This is a genomic window from Pseudomonas sp. C7.1, from assembly GCF_056312395.1.
In genome coordinates this window covers 199,140-217,409 of record NZ_JBWDTL010000003.1, presented here as the reverse complement: position 1 = coordinate 217,409, position 18,270 = coordinate 199,140, and the positions used below count along the sequence as shown (strand labels likewise).

The following is an 18,270-nucleotide window of genomic DNA, read 5'->3' as shown; positions in this document are numbered from 1 at the left end:
ACGGGCCGAGTGGATTGCTGAGTAGGCTCAGCTCTGCAGGCCTGGCGGCAACAACTTTCAAGGCCCTCTCGCGGGTCGAGAAGCAGATAAAACAAGGGATAACGCTATGGCTCGGGTTCGTAAACTGGTGCTGGCAATCGCAGCCGCTTCGGCGCTGTCATCCGGCATGGCGCACGCGCTAGGGCTGGGTGAAATGACGCTGCAGTCAGCGCTCAATCAACCACTGGTGGCTGAGATTGAGCTGCTGGAAAGCCGTGACCTGGACGCCAACGAAGTGATCCCGACCCTGGCGTCCCCAGAAGCATTCAATAAGGCCGGGATTGATCGCCAGTTCTTCCTGACTGACCTGAAATTCACCCCGGTACTCAAACCCAATGGCAAAAGCGTTATCCGGGTGACCTCGAATAAGCCGATGCGTGAGCCTTACCTGAATTTTCTAGTGCAGGTGCTCTGGCCCAATGGCCAGTTGCAGCGTGAATACACCCTGCTGCTGGACCCGCCGCTCTATACCGCGCAAAGCGTGACCCCTGTTGCAGTACAACAACCGGTAACCGCAGCCTCTGCTACGTCACGCACACAGCCGCCGACACCGCGCCCAGCCGTTAGCGCAATTCAGCCAGCGTCGCCAGGTGTAGCCCCCGCCACACCACCGGCAGTCAATGAGTACAAGACCACCGCCAACGACAACCTCTGGGACATTGCCAACCGTGCGCGGGCTGGCGGCAGCGTGCATCAGGCCATGCTGGCGATTCAGGATCTCAATCCGCAGGCCTTTATCGATAACAACATCAACCGCATGAAAAGCGGCCAAGTGCTGCGCCTGCCCGATGCCCAACAAATCAACAGCCGCACGCAAAGCGCCGCCATCGCACAGGTTAACCAGCAAACCGCCGCCTGGCGTGAGAGCCGCAATGTTGCCGCCAGCACCCGTCAGCTGGACGCCAGCAAGCGCAATAACGCCGCCGCTACGCCAGCCATAATTGAACGCAGCGATAACCTGAAACTGGTTGCCGATAGCAGCGGTAAAGCCGGTGCCGGCAGTGACAAAGGCAGCGCAGGCAACAAGGCCCTGCTTGACCAACTGGCGATAACCCAGGAAAGCCTCGACTCAACCAATCGTGAAAATGCTGAGCTGAGAAGCCGCATTGCCGACCTGCAGAGCCAACTCGACAAACTGCAGCGGCTTATCCAGTTGAAAAACGATCAGATGGCCCAGCTACAGGCTCATCTGGCCGCGCAAAATCAGGTGCCCGCTGCAACACCTGAGGTATCAGCGTCTACAGCTGGTAGTGAAACACCGGCTAACCCTTAAGCCCGAGAGCGATCAGCTGCTAGCCGGAGTGCACTTGGCCTGCGCTGCTTCAGGAGTTAAGTTGCGCACCGAGGTGTAGAACAGCTCGCAGGTTTGTAGCTTGTCAGTAACCTGCCATTTCTCGCTGCAGCTGCTCAGAACTGGGCTCGCATCCTGATTGGGCTGTTCGCCCATACTCGCCTGCCAGCAGGCGGCGCTGAGATCCTGCCCCATGACTTTGATGCCGGCAGCATCGGCTTTCTGCTGATCGCCATCGTAGTTTTCCGGGTCAGCGGCATACCAGATGTAACTGGGGTGGTTGGCGCCGAGCACCGCCACTTGCTGCCCAGCAGCCGGGCTGATCTGCGCCAAGCCAAGTACATCGAGAGAAACCCCGTACTGCTGCTTAACCCAGCTGCGCACCGGGCTGCCAAAGGCCACCATGGGCAGCGCTTGGCCGTCTTTGCCAGCGGTCAACTGCATGACCATCTGGGTCTGGTAGGTGTTGAAATAACTGTAAACCCCCTCAAGCGCGCTACCGGCGTTAGCGGGTGCGGCAATTGGCGCAATGTCGATGATGGTCTGGAAGGCAGGTGTCTGCGCCGCATCGATGCCGTTATTAGTCAGCAGCTCCGCCCAACGGTCCGTGGTGCTCGACTCTAGATAATCCTGCGCCTGGGTCAGCGAGTAATCCGGTGGGAAGTGCAGCAGCTCAACGCTTTTGCGGTTGTCGAGAGCCATGCCCAACGGCAGGAACAACGACCAGTTGTATTGCCACTTGCCATCCTTGTTAAGCAGTTTGGCGCCCGCGTAGGCCAGCTCGCCGGTCTTCAGCAGTTGCTCGAGTGGTTTACCGTAGCCTTCAGGCACCTCGGTGAATTTGGCGTAGAGCTCTTGCTCCTCGCGGTGCACAGTAACCTTGGCGGTGGCGTACCCATCGCGCTGCAGGCTCTGGCCCAGGTAATGCTCAGCAGTTTGCTCCAGTGTCCAATCGCGGTAGCAGATCACATTGCAGTTGTTGGGGTATGCAAACAAGCGGGTGACGCGCTCCGTGCTGCCCAGCTTGACCGTGACATCCGCAGCTTGGGCGTGACAGGCCAACAACCCAGCGGCTGCGACAAACAACAATCCTTTACGGCTCAACATAAGCGACTCCTTAAATGAAGGGACCTTTTGCGCTTCCGGCTTCAGGCCTAGGACTGAAGTAAAGAAGCAAAACCGCAGACTCGCGGATAGCGACCCTGCTCAAAGGTACCGAACCAGGTCGATAAGCGCTCGACGCATTAGTGCGCAGTGCCTGCTCATTGTTATTGGCTATGTACTCATTACCTGTTGCTCCGTGCTGTAGGCCTTTGTAGGAGCGGCGCTCTTCCTTAAGATTTCCTGCAACAGCTAACGCATACATAGCCTTGTTATCCACCCGATTGTAGGCATCATTTGCCCCGGTCGTGGCGCGCGCCACCTCATGCGGCCGTCATACGTTGTCCGCCACGCCGCTTTTTCATCATTAGTGACACGCCTATCTGCTGGTGGCAGCTCAAAGCCCATTCTAAGCCCCCGCAAAACGCAACGAAATCAGCCTACAACCCAGTAAACGCATGCCCTGCAGGGGCTTGGCATTTTCCTGGGAGTTGGCTAGAGTTTGCCCCACTGTATTTGCATGGGTCGCCGAAAATCGTGACCTGGTGCAGTAGATCATCTAGATCCGCTACATCCCGCTCGACCTCGTACACCTCCTTGCAACCAGTACTCAGCCCCCTCATGCCGAGTAGCGGCTGTCATCAACTCTAGGTCCAAGGAAACGCAACATGTCGAATCGTCAGAGCGGTACCGTCAAGTGGTTTAACGACGAGAAAGGTTTTGGTTTTATCACCCCAGAAAGCGGCCCGGACCTGTTCGTGCACTTTCGCGCGATCCAAAGCAACGGCTTCAAGAGCCTGAAAGAAGGCCAGAAGGTCAGCTTTATCGCCGTGCAAGGCCAGAAAGGCATGCAGGCTGACGAAGTACAAATCCAGGAGTAATCCTGCCGTGCTGAAAAACCCCTGATGGTGACATCGGGGGTTTTTTTATGCCCCGACCCAGCTACCCTGTGAACCCGCCGCAACCGCCATACGAGTCTGACCATGTCCCACCACCTGCTAAGCCCGCAGGGCGACTACCCTGCCGCCGGCCTGCTCCGCCGCCTGGCCGCCCTTTTCTATGATTTTTTACTCTGTGTGGCCCTCGTCATGGTCGTCACCCTGATCTACCAGCAGGGGGTACTGCGCATGATCTATGGCGGCGACACGCTGATGGCCATGTCCCAGGCCGGCCGATTGGACCGCGACCCTATGCTAGCCAGCCTGGTACTGCTCAGCCTGTTTGGTTTCTTCGCCAAGTTCTGGACGCACAACGGCCAGACCCTGGGCATGCAGGTGTGGGGCCTGCGTATCCAGAACGCCGACGGTACAGCGATCAGCCTGTGGCAGGCGCTGCTGCGCTTTCTGGTCGCTATCGGCTCCTGGCTATTGCTGGGACTAGGCTTTCTCTGGGTACTCTGGGACAAGGAGAAACGCAGCTGGCATGACATTTATTCGGACAGCCAGGTAATCCAGCTGCCGAAGAACATCCATAAGAAGTAAACACCCAGCTACAAAAAAGCCGGCGTGCACTCAATGAGTACGCCGGCTTTTTTACGTCTGAATCAACCTGCGCGGCGTAGCAACCAAACGCCGGCCAGGACGCAGGTACCAGCCGGGATCAACACCGCCAACAGCGGCGAGAAGCCAAACACCAGGCTCGACGGGCCGAGCAGGTCCTGGCTGATCTTGAACACAAACCCCACCAGCACCCCGGTAAACACGCGCTGCCCGAGGGTCACGGAGCGCAGCGGACCGAAGATAAAGGAGATTGCCATCAGCACCAGCGCCGCTGTTACCAAAGGCTGCAGCACTTTGGTCCAGAACGACAGCCAGTACTGGCTGTTATTCAGGCCCTGTTCGGCCAAGTAATGGATGTATTTCCACAAGCCGGTCATCGACAGCGCATCCGGGGCCAGCACTACGGTGCCTAGCAGCTGCGGCGTCAACTCGACATCCCAGCGCTCGCTGTCCTGCTTAATAACCTCACTGCTGCGTTCACGAAAATGCGTGGTCGCGACATCTTCCAGCTGCCAGTGATCGCCCTGAAACTGGGCACGCCGTGCGAAGCTGGAAGACTGCATACGTTTCTGCTCATCGAAACGATAGCGAGTCACCCCGAACAGCACGCCGTTGGGCTGCACGGCGTTGATGTGCACATATTCCTGACCCTGACGATGCCACAGGCCACGCTTGGCGCTCTGCGCTTCACCGCCGCCTTGGGCCATGGCCCGACTGGCCTGGGCCTGATTTTCGCTATAGGGCGCGAGGTACTCACCGATCAGCACGCCAACCAGCATCAGCACCAGCATCGGCTTCATCACCGCCCAAACAATGCGCCCAATCGATACGCCGGCCGCACGCATGATGGTCAGTTCGCTGTTACTGGCCAGTGAGCCCAGGCCGATCAGACAACCGATCAGCGCCGCCATCGGCAGCATTTCATAGATGCGTCGTGGCGCCGTCAGCAGCACATAGCCCAGGGCATCGAGCAGGCTGTAGCTGTCCTCCACATCGCCCAGCTCATCGATAAAGGCAAACAACAGCGCCAGGCCGACAATGATGCCCAGCACAGCCAGGATGGCGACAAATACCTGTGTGCCAATGTAGCGATCCAACTTAACCACGGGCCACCTCCAGTGCCACACGACGGGCCGCCCAGCGCAAGCGCAGCGGCTCCCAATACAGCAACAGCAGCCCGATCAATGCGAACAGCCCATGCACCCACCACAAGCCCAGGGCTGCGGGGATTTTCTCTTTATCCAGCGCGCCACGCGCGCCAATCAGCAGCGCCAGGTACGCCATGTACAGCAGAATGGCCGGCAACAGCTTGAGGAAGCGCCCTTGGCGCGGATTAACCCGTGACAGCGGCACCGCCAGCAAGGTGACCACGAAAACCAGCACCGGGATCGACAAGCGCCACTGCAGTTCGGACTGCAAGCGCGGCTTGTCACTGCCAATCAGCTCGCGCGTTGGCATCGCCTCGCGGTCCGTCACCTCCGTCGCCACTTCCGGCTTGGGCAGCAGCACGCCGTAGGTGTCGTATTTAATAGCGCGGTAATCGGCCTGGCCCGGATTACCGTCGTAGCGGTAGCCATTTTCCAGAATCAGGTAGCGGCTGCCGTCTTCCTGGATCTCTTGGTGACCGGACTCGGCTACCAGCACGGAGATGCCGCGCTCCTTATCGCCCTCGCGGGACAGCTGTATCTCGGAAATAAACACCCCGGCCAACGAGCTGCGATCTTCGGACAAGTCTTCGGTGTAGGTGACTCGCGAGCCATTTTTCATCGACTGAAAACGCCCTGGCACCAGGGTATCCAGCTCAGTCATGGCGCTCTGCTGGTTGAGAATTCGCGCCACCTGCTCAATGCCTTGCGGCGCCAGACCTAGGCTCAGCCAGCCAGCCAGCAATGCCACCAGGGTCGCCGGCGCCAGGCTGTAGGCAAACAAACGCTGCTGACTCATGCCGGTGGCCGAGAGCACGGTCATCTCGCTGTCCAGGTACATCCGCCCATAAGCCAGGAGGAAGCCGAGAAACAGCCCCAGCGGCAAAATCAGCTGCAGAAAACCCGGAATTCGGTACGCAATAATCATCAGCAGCACCCCAGGGTCAAGCACCCCCTGCGCGGCTTGGGCCAGGTAACGGATAAAGCGACCACTCATAATGATGACCAACAGCACCGCACTTACGGCACTCAGGGTCAACAACACTTCACGGGACAAATAACGGAAGACGATCAAACCAGACACTCCAGGGTTGTCAGGCTCAGGCGGCTAAGATCAAACTAGCCGCACTGCTTGCCGGCTCGCCCAACTGGCGAACCATCGAAAAATAGCCGGCATTATCCTGCAATACCGACGCCTTGTCTTGGGGACACCACGTAATGGAATTTATTGTTAAAAGCGCACGCCCAGAAACACTAAAAACCGCCACCCTGGTTATCCCTGTTGGTGAGGGCAAAAAACTCGGAGAAATCGCCAAGGCCATCGACACCGCCAGCGCTGGCGCGATCAGCGCCTTGCTCAAGCGCGGCGACCTGGCCGGCAAGATCGGCCAGACCCTGCTGGTGCACAACCTGCCGAATCTCAAGGCCGAGCGGGTACTGCTGGTCGGCACCGGCAAGGACAGCGAACTGTCTGACCGCCAACTGCGCAAATTGATCACTGCCGTTTACAGCAGCCTGAAAAATCTCGGCGGCAGCGACGCGGTGCTGGCCCTCGACGAACTGCAGGTCAAAGGCCGCGACACCTACGGCAAAACCCGCCTGATGGTAGAAAGCCTGGCCGATGCCGGTTACTGCTTCGATCGTTTCAAGAGCCAGAAGGCCGAAGCTGGCGCGCTGAAAAAAATCACCCTGCTCACTGAAAAAGCCAACCTGGCTGATGCCGAGCGCGCCAGCACCCAGGCCCAGGCAATTGCCGCCGGCATGGCGTTTACCAAAGACCTCGGCAACCTGCCGCCCAACCTCTGCCACCCGAGCTATCTCGCCGAAGAAGCCAAAAACCTGAGCAAAGCCTACAAAAACCTCAAGGTCGAGATCCTTGATGAGAAGAAGCTCAAGGAGCTGGGCATGGGCGCCTTCCTCGCCGTCGCCCAGGGCAGCGACCAGCCGCCACGCCTGATCGTACTCAACTACCAGGGCGGCAAAAAGAACGAGAAACCCTACGCCCTGGTTGGCAAAGGCATCACCTTCGACACCGGCGGCATCAGCATCAAGCCGGCGGCCGGCATGGATGAAATGAAGTACGACATGTGCGGCGCGGCCAGCGTGTTCGGCACCCTCAAGGCCGTGCTGGAGCTGCAACTGCCTATCAACCTGATATGCCTGCTGGCCTGTGCCGAAAATATGCCGAGCGGCGGCGCCACTCGCCCGGGCGACATCGTCACCACCATGAGCGGGCAGACCGTGGAAATCCTCAACACCGACGCCGAAGGCCGTCTGGTGCTGTGCGACACCCTGACCTATGCCGAGCGCTTCAAACCGCAGGCGGTGATCGACATCGCCACCCTCACCGGTGCCTGCATCGTTGCCCTGGGCAGCAATGTCTCCGGTCTGATGGGCAACAATGACGAACTGGTGCAGCAGATTCTTGGTGCCGGCCTGACCGCCGACGACCGCGCCTGGCAGCTGCCGCTGTATGACGAATACCAGGAGCAGCTTGATAGTCCATTTGCCGACATCGCCAATATCGGCGGGCCAAAAGCCGGCACCATCACTGCTGGCTGCTTCCTCTCACGCTTCGCTAAGGCCTACAACTGGGCGCACCTGGATATCGCCGGCACCGCCTGGATCAGCGGCGGCAAGGACAAAGGCGCAACCGGCCGCCCGGTGCCGATGCTGACGCAGTACCTGCTGGATCGCAGTAACGCCAGCTAACACCTCCTCCGTAGGAGCGGGCCATGCCCGCGATAGCGGCTTCGCGGGCATGGCCCGCTCCTACACACACTCGGAGATCATTAGTGCGCATCGAATTTTACGTCCTTTCCAGCGCTGTGCAGGCCGAGCGCCTACGTGCGGCCTGCCAGCTGGCGATGAAAGCCTGGCGCGCTGGTATGCCGGTGTTTCTGCGTGGCAGCGATGCACAGCAATGCAGAGAGGTGGACGAACTGCTGTGGCGCTTTAAAGCGGAAAGCTTTGTGCCGCACAGCCTGTACCAGGAAGACGCGCAAGCCCCGGTGGTGATTGGTCTGGATGAAGAGCCCAGCAGCGCTCAGGGCGTACTGATCAACCTCGGCAGCACCCTTTCGCCACAGGTAGAGCGCTTTAGCCGGATCATTGAAATCGTCAACCAGGAACCCGACCTGCTGACCGCCTGCCGGGAGAATTTCCGCAGCTATCGGCAGCGCGGGTATGATCCCAAACGAGTCGAACTTTAGCAGCACATATGGACACCCCAAAACCGCCACAAAAACCCGCGCAACTGCTGAACGACCTGGAGTCGATCCGCCAGCTGCTGGGCGATGAAAACCTCGAACCACCGCTGCTGATCGACTCGATCGACCCGGACAGCATCCCCCTGCTCTCGGACATCGTCACTCCGCCGCCCGTGGCCGCTGCACCAGCACCTGCGCCCAAGCCGCCAGTGGCACAGACCCTGCGTGAAACCGTCAGCCAGAGCGTTAGCCGCGACAGTGAACTGAGCCGCCTGGACAACGAACTGCGCGCCGCCGCCCAGTTGATCCTGCAAGATGTGATCGATGATTTCGTGCCGCAGATCGAGGCCGAACTGAAGCGTCGCCTGGATGCCCGCCTAAGCCGCCTGCTGCCGCCACGCCGATAGCTCAGCAGGGTAGGTTGGGTTAGCGGCGATTGTCGCGGTTTAAGCAACAACATCGCCATAGGTCGCCGCGTAGCCCAACAGGGTCTTGGGGTGGTAACTATCATGTCGCTCGACAGCATGGGTATCGCTACGCTCCACCCATCCTACAAGCTCAAATCTCGCCCATCAGTCAGCCACGCCATGCTCGGCCTTACGCCACAGGCGCCTTCCCCGCTATACTTGCCGGCTTTTCCGTCTAGCCGTCATAAGGGTCCCGCCGCGCATGGACAAGACCTACCAGCCCCACGCCATTGAAACCGCCCTGTACGAGAACTGGGAGGCGAATAACTATTTCGCTCCGCAGGGTGCGGGCGAGCCCTACACCATCATGATCCCGCCGCCAAACGTCACCGGCAGCCTGCACATGGGCCACGGCTTCAACAACTCGATCATGGACTGCCTGATTCGTTTGCGGCGCATGCAGGGCCGCAACACCCTGTGGCAGCCGGGCACCGACCACGCAGGCATCGCCACCCAGATGGTGGTCGAGCGTCAGCTGGCCGCTGATGGCATTGGCCGCCACGACTTGGGGCGCGAAAAGTTCCTGGAGAAAGTCTGGGAATGGAAGGAGCAGTCCGGCGGCACCATCACCCGGCAGATCCGGCGTCTGGGCAGCTCGGTGGACTGGTCGCGCGAGCGCTTTACCATGGACGACGGCTTGTCCGAGTCGGTGAAAGAAGCCTTTGTCCGTCTGCACAAAGACGGTCTGATCTACCGTGGCAAGCGTTTGGTCAACTGGGACACCAAGTTCCACACCGCCATCTCCGACCTCGAAGTGGAAAACCACGACGAGAAAGGCAGCCTGTGGAACCTGCGTTACCCGCTGGCCGACGGCAACACCACCGCCGACGGCAAGAATTACCTGATCGTCGCCACCACGCGCCCGGAAACCATGCTCGGCGACAGCGCCGTGGCGGTTAACCCGAACGACGAACGCTATCAGGCGCTGATCGGCACCTTTGTCGAGCTGCCGCTAGTGGGCCGGCGCATTCCGATCATCGCCGACGATTACTGCGACCCCGAGTTCGGCACCGGCTGCGTGAAGATCACCCCAGCTCACGACTTTAACGACTATGAAGTCGGCAAGCGCCACAACCTGCCGCTGCTGAACATCTTCGACAAAAACGCCGCCGTACTGGCCAAAGCCCAGGTGTTCAATGTCGATGGCAGCGTCAATAGCGAGATCGATGGCAGCCTGCCGGCCGAATACGCCGGCCTGGACCGTTTCGAGGCGCGCAAGCAAATCGTTGCTGCCTTTGAGGCCGCTGGCCTCTTGGAAAGCATCGACGCCCACGCCCTGAAAGTGCCGAAAGGCGACCGCTCCGGCACCATCATCGAGCCGTGGCTGACCGACCAGTGGTACGTCAGCACCAAGCCGTTGGCCGAGAAAGCCATCGCCGTGGTCGAGAGCGGTGAAATCCAGTTCGTGCCCAAGCAATACGAAAACATGTACTTCAGCTGGATGCGCGACATTCAGGACTGGTGCATCAGCCGTCAGCTCTGGTGGGGCCACCGTATTCCGGCCTGGTACGACGATGCCGGCAATGTTTACGTCGGCCGCGACGAGGCGGAAGTACGCGCCGCGCACAACCTGGGCGACGCCAATCTGCGCCAGGATGAAGACGTACTCGATACCTGGTTCAGCTCCGGCCTGTGGACCTTCTCCACCCTCGGCTGGCCGCAGCAGACCGAAGAACTGAAGACCTTCCACCCGACCGACGTGCTGGTCACCGGCTTCGATATCATCTTCTTCTGGGTTGCACGGATGATCATGCTGTCCACCCACCTGACCGGGCAGATTCCGTTCAAGACCGTGTACGTGCACGGCCTGGTGCGCGACGGCCAGGGCCAGAAGATGTCCAAGTCCAAGGGCAACGTGCTCGACCCGCTGGATATCGTCGATGGCATTACCCTGGACGCGCTGCTGGAAAAACGCACCAGCGGTATGATGCAGCCTAAGCTCGCCGAAAAAATCGCCAAGCAGACCCGCGCTGAGTTCCCCGAAGGCATCGCCGCCTACGGCACCGACGCCCTGCGCTTTACCAACCTGGCGCTGGCCTCGACCGGTCGTGACATCAAGTTCGACATGGGCCGCGTCGAGGGTTACCGCAACTTCTGCAACAAGATCTGGAACGCCGCCAACTTCGTGTTGGAAAACACCGACGGTCAGGACTGCGGCGCGGGCGGCGAAGAAGTTGAGCTGTCCTCGGTGGACCGCTGGATCATCTCCGCCCTGCAGCGCACCGAGGCTGAAGTAACCCGCCAGCTCGACGCCTTCCGCTTCGACCTGGCCGCGCAGGCGCTCTACGAGTTTATCTGGGACGAGTACTGCGCCTGGTACCTGGAGCTGGTCAAGCCCGTGCTGTGGGACGAGAACGCGCCCATCGAACGCCAGCGCGGCACCCGCCGCACGCTGATCCGCGTGCTGGAAGTGGCGCTGCGTCTGGCCCACCCCTTTATGCCGTTTATCACCGAAGAAATCTGGCAGCGCATCAAGACGCAGGCAGGCTGCCTTCAAGGTGGAGAGCGCGGTGAAACGATCATGCTACAAGCCTGGCCCGTGGCGAATGAGAGCCGTATCGATGCCGCCGCCGAAGGCGATATCGAGTGGGTCAAGCAACTGATGCTCGGCCTGCGGCAGATCCGTGGCGAGATGAAGATCTCCATGGCCAAGCGCATCGATATCATCCTGGTCAACGCCAATGATGAAGACCGCCGCCGCCTGGCCGACAACGCGCCGCTGCTGAACAAGCTGGCCAAGCTGGAATCGGTACGCGTACTGGAAGCGGGCGAAGAAGCACCGATGTCCGCCACCGCGCTGGTCGGCGAGATGCAGGTGCTGGTGCCAATGGCCGGGCTGATCGACAAGGACGCCGAACTGGCGCGCCTGGACAAAGAGATCGCCCGTCTGGATGGCGAGGTCAAGCGTGTCGGCGGCAAGCTGGCCAACGAAGGCTTCGTCGCCAAGGCGCCTGCCGAAGTGCTCGACAAAGAGCGCGCCAAGCTGGCCGAAGCTGAGCAAGCCCTAAGCAAGATGGTCGAGCAGCGCGGTAAGATCGCCGCACTCTGATCGCCACGTAACACCCTCAGCCCGCGCCCTTAACGGCGCGGGTTTGTTTTTTCTGGGCTGGGCTTTCCAGCCACAGTCCCATTGATCGACCGGTACACCCATGACTGATACACGCGCCCCCTCCCTGCTCGATGCCTTGCTGCCCATTGGCGTGCTGGTGGTTTTGCTCAGCCTTTCCGTTTACCTGTATGGCGACAGCTCTTCCAGTGGACCGAACCAGATCGCGCTGATGAGTGCAGCCCTGATCGCCGGCCTGGTAGGGCTGAAGAATGGCCTGCAGTGGGCGCAGGTCGAGGAAGGCATCCTCGCCGGCATCCAGATGGCGATGAAGGCCAACCTGATTCTGCTGGCGGTCGGTGCGCTGATCGGCACCTGGATTCTCGCCGGCACCGTGCCGACCATGATCTGGCTCGGCCTCAAGCTGATTTCGGCGGAATATTTCTACGTCACCAGCTGCCTGATCTGCGCCCTTACTGCGCTGTCCATCGGCAGCTCCTGGACCGTGGCCGGCACCCTGGGCATTGGCCTGATGGGCGTGGCCTCAGGCTTGGGCCTGGACCCGGCGATTACCGCCGGGGCGATTATTTCCGGCGCCTACTTTGGCGACAAACTCTCGCCACTGTCGGACACCACCAACCTGGCGCCCGCTGCGGCCGGGGCTGATCTGTTCGCGCATATCCGCCTGATGCTGCGCACCACGGTGCCGGTACTGGGTATCACCCTGGTGCTGTTCTTTATCCTCGGCCAACGCGCCGACGGCAGCCATGACACTGCGCGCATTACCGAGGTGCTGCAGGCGCTGGAAGCCCAGTTCAGCCTCGGCTGGCACCTGCTGTTGCCGGTGGCCTTGCTGCTGTTTCTCGCCGTTCGCCAGTGGGCGGCTTTTCCGGCGGTGTTTGTCGCCGCACTGCTCGGTGGCATCTTTGCCGTAATCTTTCAGCCCGAGGTGATGGCGCGCCTGGCTGACCCGGCTGCCGGCAACCTGGCGCCGCTGAAAACCGTTTGGACTGCACTGTTCGCCGGTTATGAGTCCAGCAGCGGTAACCCGGCGCTGGACGGTTTGCTGTCCAAAGGCGGCATGGGCAGCATGCTCACCACGGTGTGGCTGATCATCTGCGCTATGTGCTTTGGCGGCGTGCTGGAAAAACTCGGCCTGCTACAACGCCTACTACAAAGCACCCTGCACCTGGCGAAAAGCACCAGCAGCCTGATCGCCAGCACCATTGCCACCAGCATCGGCACCAATATCATCACCGCCGACCAGTACATCGCCCTGGTGCTGCCGGGCCGCATGTACCGCGCCGAGTATGAAAAACGCGGCTTGGCCCCGGTCAACCTGTCGCGCGCGTTGGAGGACGGCGGCACCCTGACCTCGGTGCTCGTGCCGTGGAACACCTGCGGCGCCTATATGGCCGCGACTCTGGGCGTAGCGACCCTGAGTTACCTGCCGTACTGCTTCTTCAACCTGCTGATGCCGCTGCTGGCGATCTGCCTGGCGTTTATCTTCCCGCCTCGGCCACAGGTAGCCGAGGCTCACACAGCGAGCGCCTGAACATAGGGATACCGCTTAAGTAGTAGTACTAATTAGAGGTCGCATACACGCAGGAAGGTCCTGCCAATTTGGGTGAAAATCAGGCATCTTTGCGCAATTGTAAAAACTTATGCCACCCCCTTCTAAACCTCCTGAACTGGACCCCCAACCATGTATGCGTTAATGGCGTTAATTTTCGTCCTGGGCTACCTGTGCATAGCCTTGGAACATCCGCTGAAAATCGATAAAGCGGCCTCAGCCCTGCTCACCGCCGTATTGACCTGGACAGTGCTGGTACTTGGCGCCAGCAGCATCACCCCGCTGATTGAAGCTGCGCTGGAACACGGCAGCAATGACACCACCCATTTCGTGGTCACCGAGCTGCGCCACCACCTGGGCGAAATCTCGGAGATCCTGTTCTTCCTGATGGGGGCCATGACCATTGTCGAGCTGATCGACGCCCACGAAGGTTTCAAGGTCATCACCGACCGCATCCGCACCAACAAGCGCGTGCACCTGCTCTGGCTGGTGGGCGTGATCACCTTCTTCCTCTCGGCGGCGTTGGATAACCTAGCCACCACCATCGTGATGATCTCGCTGCTACGCAAACTGATCGACGACCAGAAGGAGCGCTGGTTCTATGCCGGCATCGTGGTGATTGCCGCCAACGCTGGCGGTGCCTGGTCGCCGATTGGCGACGTGACCACCACCATGCTGTGGATCGGCAACCAGGTCACCGCCAGCGGCATCGTGGTCAAGCTGATCATCCCAAGCGTGATCTGCCTGCTCGTGCCACTGACCATCATGAGCTTCGTACTCAAGGGCGATATCAAGCCGCCCAAGCACAAGGAAAGCCGCGAGAGCCGCCGCGACCCAACCACTCCGTTCGAGCGCAACCTGGTATTCGTACTTGGCCTGGGCGCACTGATTTTCGTGCCGGTGTTCAAGACCATCACTCACCTGCCACCGTATATGGGCATCTTGTTCGGCCTCGGCGTGCTCTGGGTCACCACCGAAATCATCCACCGCAGCAAGAACAGCGAAGACAAAGACCCGCTCTCGGTGGTCGGCGTACTGCGCCGTATCGACGTCACCAGCGTGCTGTTCTTCCTCGGCATCCTGCTGGCGGTGTCCAGCCTGTCCACTGCCGGCCACCTGATCGACGTCGCTACCTACCTGAAAGACAGCCTGGGCAATGTCTACACCATCGCCATGTCCATCGGCCTGCTCTCTGCCGTGGTGGATAACGTGCCAATGGTCGCTGGTGCCATGAAAATGTACCCGCTGGTCAGCCCTGAAGTCCTGGCGACAGCCGCAGCAGAAGAACTGCCATGGCTGAGCAACTTTGTGGTCAATGGCAACTTCTGGGAAATGCTCGCCTACTGCGCCGGTACCGGCGGTAGCTGCCTGATCATCGGCTCGGCGGCCGGCGTGGCGGCCATGGGCATGGAGAAGATCAACTTTATCTGGTACGTGAAGTACATCAGCGGCTTGGCTTTTGCCGGCTATATCGCTGGCGCTCTGAGCTATATCGCGCTCTTTGCCATGTAAGCCACGCAATAAGGCGGTTGCAGCAACCGCCTCGCGCAGGAGCGCTTATGGACATCAGTAAAACCCGCAGCAGTTTCTACCGCCGCCTGTATGTGGCCTGGCTGATCGACAGCGGCGCCGCCACCAGCGTACCGGCGTTGATAGAGGCCACCGGCATGCCACGTCGTACCGCCCAGGACACCCTGACTGCCCTGGCCGAGCTGGATATCGACTGCGCCTTCACCCAGCAAAGCGGTGAACGCAATAACGCCGGGCACTATGAGGTTCGTGACTGGGGCGCGATTAATCCACAGTGGATTGCTGCCAATCTGGCGCAGATCAAAGCCGTGCTGGGTTATCCCTAGGTTTGTACCCATTGCGTGTGGCGAGGCGATAAGTCGTAGGTTGGCGTTGAGCGCAGCGAAGCCCAACAGATTGCAGCATGTCTCGTTGGGCTTCGTCGCGCGGCTCCTCAACCCAACCTACACATGCAACCCTGCGCTGACGCGTGTGGCGAGCTCTACCCAATGCATGCCAACACGCTATGGGCTTAACCTATCCCTAAGCCACCTTGCAAGGCCGGGCCCAACCCGTCGCGAGGCTGATTTATTCCTATCAACAAGCAACCCGCGCCCAGCTGTGGGAAAATCCCGCGCCCCAAGCCTTAGATCCGCCTGCCATGTCCCTGCCGCCGAAACGCCCCAGCCGTAAACCCAGCCCTGCACCTAGCAAATCCGCTGCGGGCAAGCCCGGCACCCTTACGCCCGATACGGCCAAGGGTCAGTTGCACCCGCGCAACAAGCATCAGGGCCGCTATGACTTCCCGGCATTGATCAAGGCCAGCCCCGAGCTGGCGGCCTTTGTGATCATCAATCCCTATGGCAACCAGAGCATCGACTTCGCCAACCCGCAAGCGGTGAAGGTGTTCAACCGCGCACTGCTCAAACAGTTCTATGGCATCAATCATTGGGATATTCCGGCGGATTATCTGTGCCCGCCGATCCCCGGTCGTGCCGATTACCTGCATTACCTGGCGGATCTGCTGGCCGCCAGCAATGGCGGCGAAATACCGCGAGGGGCCAAGGTGCGCGCGCTGGACATTGGCGTGGGCGCCAACTGCATCTACCCGCTGCTGGGTAACCGCGAATATGCCTGGCAGTTTCTCGGCTCGGACATCGCCGCCAGTGCCATCGCTTCGGCCAAGGCCATCGTCCAGGCCAATCCGGGCTTGAGCGAAGCAATCGAGCTGCGCCAGCAGCGCGACAGCGCGCATATCTTCCAGGGGTTGCTGCAAACGGATGAGCGCTTCGATCTAACCCTATGCAACCCGCCCTTCCACGCCAGCGCGGAAGAAGCCAGCAGCGGCAGCAAACGCAAATGGCGCAACCTCGGCAAGCTCGACCCCAAGCGCAAACTGCCGGTGCTGAACTTCGGCGGCCAGGCGGCGGAGTTGTGGTGCAAGGGTGGCGAAGCGGCGTTTGTCAGCCAACTGATTAAGGAAAGTGTCGAGGTGGGCCAACAGGTGCTGTGGTTTAGCAGCCTGATCTCCAAGGCCGGCAACCTGCCGGGCGTTTACAGCGCGCTGAAAAAGGCCGGCGCACTGCAGGTGAAGACCGTGGAAATGGCCCAGGGCCAGAAGCAGAGCCGCTTTGTTGCCTGGACCTTTCAGACGCCCGAGCAGCAGCAGGCTTGGCGCAAAACCCGCTGGTCGTAGGCTGGCAACGCGATGACACGGAGAATGTAGGCCGTAGGATGGGTTGAGCGCAGCGATACCCATACAGCCAAGGCGCCCGTGATGGGTTACGCCGCGCCTAAATCTCAGAACGACTCCAGCAACAGCGCAGCGGCTAACCCATCCTACCCACTAAACGTAGCCCGGATGCAATCCGGGAGCGAATCTTACGGCCAGCAAAGCGTCCCGGATTGCATCCGGGCTACGGGTTACACCTACCAGGGCAGCCAGCCGCCCAGCCCTAACCACACCCCAGCTACGCCCATGCTGAGCAGGGTCACCGGCACACCGCTGCGGGCAAAGTCGACAAAGCTTAGCGGCACACCCTGACGCCGTGCGCTTTCGGCGACGATCAGGTTGACCACGCTGCCGATCAACAGCAGGTTGCCGGCCAGCGTCGACATAATCGCCAGGCCCACCAACAAGGCCTCGCTGGCATCTGGCAGTACACCCAGCAGCAACATCACGTAAGGCACATTGCCAATCAGGTTGCCGGCCAGCAGAGAAACGCTCGCCAGCGTGATCACCCCATGCGGCAACAGGCCCAGTTCGGCCAGATTACCGGCCATACCGGCAACCTGCGGCAGGCTCATCGCCGCACCAGTGACGACGAACAAGCCAGCAAACAGCAGCAAAAGGTTCCAGTCGACCTTCTGCACATAGTCGCGGCTGTCCACCCGCCGCGAAATCATCAGCAGCGCGGCAATCAGCAGCGCGGAAATCTCCCGAGGCATGCTGGTGGAAAACAACCCGAGCAGCACCAGGCTGGCCAGTAGCGGCTTTAGGTAACTGCGCAGGCCGTAAATGCGCTCAACCGGGGTTTCTACCTGCACCACTGGCTTGGCCGTGCCCCAGCGCTTGCGCCATTGCAGCCAGATCACCACGTAGGTAATGGCCAGTGCGGCCAGCGCGGGCGGACCGGCAATCAAGGTGTAGGACCAGAAATCCAGGCCACCGGCCTGGCCGATCAGAATGTTCTGCGGATTGCCAATCAGGCTGGCGCATGAACCGGCGTTACAGGACAACGCCAACGCCAGCAGAAACGGTCGCGGGTCGAGGCCGCGAGCCAGCAGGCTGTGGCACAGCAGTGGGGTCAGGGCAAAGGCGACTATGTCGTTGACCAGCAGCGCCGAGAGCAGGCCGCCGAGCGCCACTACCCCTAGCAGCAACAGCGCCGGGCGCTGGGCCTGCTGGCTGAGCCACTCATTTAGCCAGGCATAGACTCCGGAAAAATCGAACTGCGCGGAGATCAGCATCAACGCCAACAACAGCAAGAGCGCGCCAGCCTCCAGATGGCTGGCCGCCTCGGCTGGCGACTGCACGCCGGTAAACAGCAGCAGTACTGCGGCGCAGCCGGCGATCCAGCTGCGGTCCACGCGCAAACCACGAATGCCGCCTGCGGCCATGCCCAGATAGGTCAAAACGAACAGGCCCAATACTGCCCATGAGGTTATCGCCATGCTGCCCTCGAATGCCACGCGTTAACGCCTTCACCGTGCTCGCGGTAGCGCCGCAGCACTCTAACTGCGGCTGAAAGCCAGGAGAAGCAGGGCAAGGCGGTTACCTAAAAAATATTAGGTGAGATGCTGTCCAATGCTGAAGCGAAGACAAAAGACGTGCTCTTGCAGCCCGGATGCGAAGTGCGCTTAGGTGGACAGGGTAGAGCCTTGCCCACCG

14 protein-coding genes and 1 pseudogene are annotated in these 18,270 nt (G+C 60.4%); 11 read left to right on the top strand and 4 right to left on the bottom strand.

All coding sequences use genetic code 11. The annotated features are described in order from the left end of the window. Positions 1-106 precede the first annotated feature (106 nt). Positions 107-1,303, top strand: a pseudogene (locus tag AC0T4W_RS04335) (type IV pilus assembly protein FimV); the annotation flags it as partial. Positions 1,304-1,324: 21 nt separating this feature from the next. On the opposite strand, the gene AC0T4W_RS04330 reads toward AC0T4W_RS04335, so the two are convergent. Continuing rightward, positions 1,325-2,437 (bottom strand): hypothetical protein, encoded by a 1,113-nt coding sequence (locus AC0T4W_RS04330; RefSeq protein WP_476316608.1) that lies wholly within the window; start codon positions 2,435-2,437, stop codon positions 1,325-1,327. A gap of 662 nt (positions 2,438-3,099) precedes the next feature. Between AC0T4W_RS04330 and AC0T4W_RS04325 the strand changes: the two genes are divergently transcribed. Next, positions 3,100-3,312, top strand: a complete 213-nt coding sequence (locus AC0T4W_RS04325; protein ID WP_304864699.1) for a cold-shock protein — start codon at positions 3,100-3,102, stop codon at positions 3,310-3,312. Between the two features lie 102 nt (positions 3,313-3,414). Then, positions 3,415-3,912, top strand: a complete 498-nt coding sequence (locus AC0T4W_RS04320) for an RDD family protein (protein WP_476316604.1) — start codon at positions 3,415-3,417, stop codon at positions 3,910-3,912. A gap of 62 nt (positions 3,913-3,974) precedes the next feature. Here AC0T4W_RS04320 and lptG read toward each other — a convergent pair whose 3' ends face one another. Further along, entirely contained in the window at positions 3,975-5,036 is a 1,062-nt protein-coding gene (gene lptG, locus AC0T4W_RS04315; RefSeq protein ID WP_476316601.1) for an LPS export ABC transporter permease LptG, read from the bottom strand. Continuing rightward, a complete protein-coding gene (lptF, locus tag AC0T4W_RS04310; protein WP_476316598.1) occupies positions 5,029-6,150 on the bottom strand; it encodes an LPS export ABC transporter permease LptF in 1,122 nt (373 codons plus the stop codon). Before lptF ends, lptG begins: the two co-directional genes overlap by 8 nt. Before the next feature lie 143 nt (positions 6,151-6,293). On the opposite strand from lptF, the gene AC0T4W_RS04305 reads away from it, so the two are divergent. The 8 genes from AC0T4W_RS04305 to rlmF all read left to right on the top strand — a co-directional run bounded on the left by AC0T4W_RS04305 (position 6,294) and on the right by rlmF (position 16,575). Then, positions 6,294-7,787, top strand: a complete 1,494-nt coding sequence (locus AC0T4W_RS04305; protein WP_476316595.1) for a leucyl aminopeptidase — start codon at positions 6,294-6,296, stop codon at positions 7,785-7,787. A 23-nt stretch (positions 7,788-7,810) separates the two neighbouring features. Continuing rightward, positions 7,811-8,287, top strand: a complete 477-nt coding sequence (locus tag AC0T4W_RS04300; protein WP_476316592.1) for a DNA polymerase III subunit chi — start codon at positions 7,811-7,813, stop codon at positions 8,285-8,287. A gap of 8 nt (positions 8,288-8,295) precedes the next feature. Beyond that, positions 8,296-8,691, top strand: a complete 396-nt coding sequence (locus tag AC0T4W_RS04295) for a DNA polymerase III subunit chi (protein ID WP_476316589.1) — start codon at positions 8,296-8,298, stop codon at positions 8,689-8,691. 262 nt (positions 8,692-8,953) lie between these two features. Continuing rightward, entirely contained in the window at positions 8,954-11,800 is a 2,847-nt protein-coding gene (locus AC0T4W_RS04290; RefSeq protein ID WP_476316586.1) for a valine--tRNA ligase, read from the top strand. A 100-nt stretch (positions 11,801-11,900) separates the two neighbouring features. Further along, on the top strand, positions 11,901-13,352 hold the full coding sequence (gene nhaC / locus AC0T4W_RS04285) for a Na+/H+ antiporter NhaC (RefSeq protein WP_476316583.1): 1,452 nt from the start codon (positions 11,901-11,903) through the stop codon (positions 13,350-13,352). Positions 13,353-13,502: 150 nt separating this feature from the next. After that, positions 13,503-14,882, top strand: coding sequence for a sodium:proton antiporter NhaD (nhaD, locus tag AC0T4W_RS04280; RefSeq protein ID WP_476316580.1), 1,380 nt, complete (start codon positions 13,503-13,505; stop codon positions 14,880-14,882). Positions 14,883-14,929: 47 nt separating this feature from the next. After that, positions 14,930-15,226: a winged helix-turn-helix domain-containing protein gene (locus tag AC0T4W_RS04275; protein WP_476316577.1), complete on the top strand. Its 297-nt coding sequence runs from the start codon at positions 14,930-14,932 to the stop codon at positions 15,224-15,226. A 314-nt stretch (positions 15,227-15,540) separates the two neighbouring features. Beyond that, complete coding sequence (rlmF, locus tag AC0T4W_RS04270) at positions 15,541-16,575, top strand: 23S rRNA (adenine(1618)-N(6))-methyltransferase RlmF (protein WP_476316574.1); 1,035 nt, start codon at positions 15,541-15,543, stop codon at positions 16,573-16,575. A gap of 233 nt (positions 16,576-16,808) precedes the next feature. Here rlmF and AC0T4W_RS04265 read toward each other — a convergent pair whose 3' ends face one another. After that, complete coding sequence (locus tag AC0T4W_RS04265; protein WP_476316571.1) at positions 16,809-18,053, bottom strand: SLC13 family permease; 1,245 nt, start codon at positions 18,051-18,053, stop codon at positions 16,809-16,811. Between the last annotated feature and the right edge of the window lie 217 nt (positions 18,054-18,270).

What these genes read in the sequence shown, in the direction of transcription:
- AC0T4W_RS04330 (WP_476316608.1), bottom strand. Translation starts at nt 2,437, where the DNA reads ATGTTGAGCCGTAAAGGATTGTTGTTTGTCGCAGCCGCTGGGTTGTTG.
- AC0T4W_RS04325 (WP_304864699.1), top strand. Translation starts at nt 3,100, where the DNA reads ATGTCGAATCGTCAGAGCGGTACCGTCAAGTGGTTTAACGACGAGAAA.
- AC0T4W_RS04320 (WP_476316604.1), top strand. Translation starts at nt 3,415, where the DNA reads ATGTCCCACCACCTGCTAAGCCCGCAGGGCGACTACCCTGCCGCCGGC.
- AC0T4W_RS04305 (WP_476316595.1), top strand. Translation starts at nt 6,294, where the DNA reads ATGGAATTTATTGTTAAAAGCGCACGCCCAGAAACACTAAAAACCGCC.
- AC0T4W_RS04300 (WP_476316592.1), top strand. Translation starts at nt 7,811, where the DNA reads ATGCCCGCGATAGCGGCTTCGCGGGCATGGCCCGCTCCTACACACACT.
- AC0T4W_RS04295 (WP_476316589.1), top strand. Translation starts at nt 8,296, where the DNA reads ATGGACACCCCAAAACCGCCACAAAAACCCGCGCAACTGCTGAACGAC.
- AC0T4W_RS04290 (WP_476316586.1), top strand. Translation starts at nt 8,954, where the DNA reads ATGGACAAGACCTACCAGCCCCACGCCATTGAAACCGCCCTGTACGAG.
- nhaC (WP_476316583.1), top strand. Translation starts at nt 11,901, where the DNA reads ATGACTGATACACGCGCCCCCTCCCTGCTCGATGCCTTGCTGCCCATT.
- nhaD (WP_476316580.1), top strand. Translation starts at nt 13,503, where the DNA reads ATGTATGCGTTAATGGCGTTAATTTTCGTCCTGGGCTACCTGTGCATA.
- AC0T4W_RS04275 (WP_476316577.1), top strand. Translation starts at nt 14,930, where the DNA reads ATGGACATCAGTAAAACCCGCAGCAGTTTCTACCGCCGCCTGTATGTG.
- rlmF (WP_476316574.1), top strand. Translation starts at nt 15,541, where the DNA reads ATGTCCCTGCCGCCGAAACGCCCCAGCCGTAAACCCAGCCCTGCACCT.
- AC0T4W_RS04265 (WP_476316571.1), bottom strand. Translation starts at nt 18,053, where the DNA reads ATGGCGATAACCTCATGGGCAGTATTGGGCCTGTTCGTTTTGACCTAT.